Raw genomic sequence first — 2993 nt, 5'->3', positions numbered from 1 at the left:
TTTTACGAAGGTCAACATCAGCAATATAATTTAAAAGAAAAATGGTTCGTACCACAGATGTCGGTTTACCAGGAATAAGTCACTTAAGGCTTTGGGCATGGTAAAGGTAATGTGCTGCCACGGGCAGGATGGTAGAAGCTCATTATTCTTTTGTAACCAGTTATCGGTGGCAATTTTGCCACAGGCACTACAGCCTCGGTCTTTGCAACTGAAGTGAACTCGCTTTTCATGAGTGCACGATGGATTGGAGCAATGATAATGCGCATGACCTCGCATGTAATGACGGCAACTTAAGATTTTATTGATGCTGTAATCCACGCTCTCTCTTATCCCCCATGCTCTGAATAAAATTGACGGTAGCGATACCAGTTCTCATCTTTCAGTAGAAGCTTTTTCAGGGGAAGATGCATACAAAAAACAAAGTAAAATACAGTGACTTAGTGTAACACAGAACATGACAAGTCCCAACATAGTCGGCCTGAGCGCCTACAGCGCCTTGATATAGGTCTCATCCATCTTCCAGGAAATCCCTACAGGACGTTTTTGGCGCTTGCAAAAAAACTCTTCTAGCTGTGCTGCGTAGTGCAGAACCCACCTGTTAATCGTTGAATGATCTACTTTCAGGCCCCGTTCCAGTGCCAGTTCCTCAACGTCACGATAACTCAATGAATAGGCCAAGTACCATCTCACCAGCATTAAGATTAGGTCACGTTTAAAATGGCGCCACTTGAAACTGAGCATCATTGCTACTCCAAAAAAATCAGAATACTAACTCAGCAGACAACTTTTTGCGACAAAGCCAAAATAAGTACACTATGGTAAATTCATCTTATATATATGGATATAACGTATTGATATGCAATCACTTTTAAATTCCCTTTTAGGTAAATTACTGACCATGATTAACTGAAGGACTCTTCGTTGCCTCATTTTGTTCCATATTCCCCGTTCGGAAAAAACGACAGCATGTAGTGGTTTTTTCTTCTTTTGATAAACAAATTTTTGTTCTTTTGGCTACATCAGCGAAAGAGTCAAATGACTGCTCTTCACGTTGTCGCTTTTTAGTTCTATGTTCATCTTTAAGCTCAGAATTTGTTATCACCTGGTCAGGGTATGTGCTAGCAGAAGTTATCGAATCAGTCTTGTGCATCATATTAGGGGTCAAGCGATTATCCATGAAGATAGATTCATTAAACGCAACAAAATTTAATAATAACTGCTGTAAATGATTGATCTGTGATTTAGACAAAAGAAGTTTAAGCCTACAGCCTTCATTCAAGATGCGAGCCGTTTCAATTTTTGCAGTGAACTCATTGAGACGCACCACAAGTGATTGCTCTATTTCGTCAAGCAATGAAAAGAGGGAGAACGTTACATTTAATCGTTCTGCAAGTGTTTCCTGCAATAACTTAAGACTGTTGACTTGTACAATTTGATGATCTCCATGCATAGTGTATTCTGGCCTATCAAAAGCTGTAAAGAACGCACTTTCTAGTGCATAATGGCCCGTCAAAAAGTCGTGCAAAAGAGGCATTGTGTCTGAGTTAAAAAGAAAGGTTTCTAATCGATGTTGAATAAGTGAGATTGGTGGTTTTATTTTACCGGAAAACTCTGGGTTCGCCAGCTCATAGGGTTTAATGCCATTGTCATTATCCTCATTGAATTGTGGGCTAAGTAATGAGAATAAGGTTGAATGGTGTTCTAACAGGGCTAAAACCGTCCAGGGTGTTGTTCTATTTAATTGCAACACCAGCTCATGCATTAGTGTATTGCCGGCATTAAAACGCACTGTTAATAAACGCTTATCTTTTTCCAGTACCTTGTTCAAATGGGTGCAATCAAGCTCATTTAATGCGTTTAACATCGTCTGATAATCATTAAATAAAGTGCGAGTTGGATACGGTATTTTTATATCGTTCCAATGCTGAGCCACTTCAGCCGCCTGAAAAAAACCGCCTAAAAGCAAAGCAGGGTATAAGTCTACTCTTCCTTTTTTTAAACAGGCTAAAGCAGACTCGTTGTTAACAGTAATTTGGTTAATGCTCTGTTTAGAAAAAAGCTGGATTAACTCAGGGTGCGCCCGAAGTAACAAGCTGTTATACTCAGTGGATAATAACCACACGCCATTTTTACCCTGCTCTTCTCCTTGTTGGGCTGTTGCTTCCAGGTTTTCAGGGGTCAATTTGGCGCGAAGTTCTGGGAAATCACGCAGTAATTGCTGGCCATGCAGGCTGCCACAGAGAAACCAGATGGCGTTTTTACCCTGATGTACTCCTTGCCGGACTGATGCAGCCAGGCTTTCAGAGGTCAATTTGGCGTGAAGCTCTGGGAAATCCTGCAGTAATTGCTGGCCGTCAGGGGTAGAACAGAGAAACAAGGCGGCGTTTTTACCCTGATGTACTCCTTGTTGGACTTGTGCAGCCAGGCTTTCAGGGAGCAATTTGGCGCGAAGCTCTGGGAAATCACGCAGTAATTGCCGGCCGACAATAGCAGCACAGAGAAACCAGGCGGCATTGGCACCCTGAAACTCTCCTTGCTGGGTTGTTGCAGCCAGGCTTTCAGGGGTCAATTTAGAGTGGTGGTTTTTCAGAAAATAGGAAAACACCTCACTGTAACCCAATTCAAGAGCATAAGTTATGGGTGTTCTATTCATTAATTCAGGTGATGCAGTATTGATATATGACTCAATATCGTCCAGACCTTCCATGAATTGCTTTATTGCAGATAAATTATTATTTTTAAGAGCTTCATAAAATCTATTGTCTAAAGTAGTCATTAAATGTCCATCCCGTCTTATTTTGTGTTCTTGATATCGAACATCATACAGTGCGATTAAAATAAAGTCAATTCCTTGGGGATATATCTTCATATGTGGGGTTATTTGCAGGAAGGTACAAAATTTCCCAGCATGCCCTTATAGCCCTTTACCAGCCTAAGCTGTAGCCAATAAATCGATTTTTTCATTGGATATCAAATTTTGTATAACCTCATGT

The 2993-nt window shown here is 40.8% G+C and carries 3 protein-coding genes; all 3 read right to left on the bottom strand.

What is annotated here, in order from left to right; all coding sequences use genetic code 11:
• Positions 1 to 30: 30 nt before the first annotated feature.
• Positions 31 to 318: a transposase zinc-binding domain-containing protein gene (locus Q0495_RS16840; RefSeq protein ID WP_367274416.1), complete on the bottom strand. Its 288-nt coding sequence runs from the start codon at positions 316 to 318 to the stop codon at positions 31 to 33.
• 168 nt (positions 319 to 486) lie between these two features.
• On the bottom strand, positions 487 to 744 hold the full coding sequence (locus tag Q0495_RS12065) for a hypothetical protein (RefSeq protein WP_298626696.1): 258 nt from the start codon (positions 742 to 744) through the stop codon (positions 487 to 489).
• Positions 745 to 889: 145 nt separating this feature from the next.
• Entirely contained in the window at positions 890 to 2869 is a 1980-nt protein-coding gene (locus Q0495_RS12060) for a hypothetical protein (RefSeq protein WP_298626693.1), read from the bottom strand.
• Between the last annotated feature and the right edge of the window lie 124 nt (positions 2870 to 2993).

The organism is uncultured Legionella sp. (assembly GCF_937871865.1).
GTDB lineage: Bacteria > Pseudomonadota > Gammaproteobacteria > Legionellales > Legionellaceae > Legionella.
This window is presented reverse-complemented; position numbering and strand designations above follow the sequence as displayed.

Excerpts from the sequence above, each read along its gene's own strand:
- Q0495_RS12060 (WP_298626693.1), bottom strand. The coding sequence starts at position 2,869 with ATGAAGATATATCCCCAAGGAATTGACTTTATTTTAATCGCACTGTAT.
- Q0495_RS12065 (WP_298626696.1), bottom strand. The coding sequence starts at position 744 with ATGATGCTCAGTTTCAAGTGGCGCCATTTTAAACGTGACCTAATCTTA.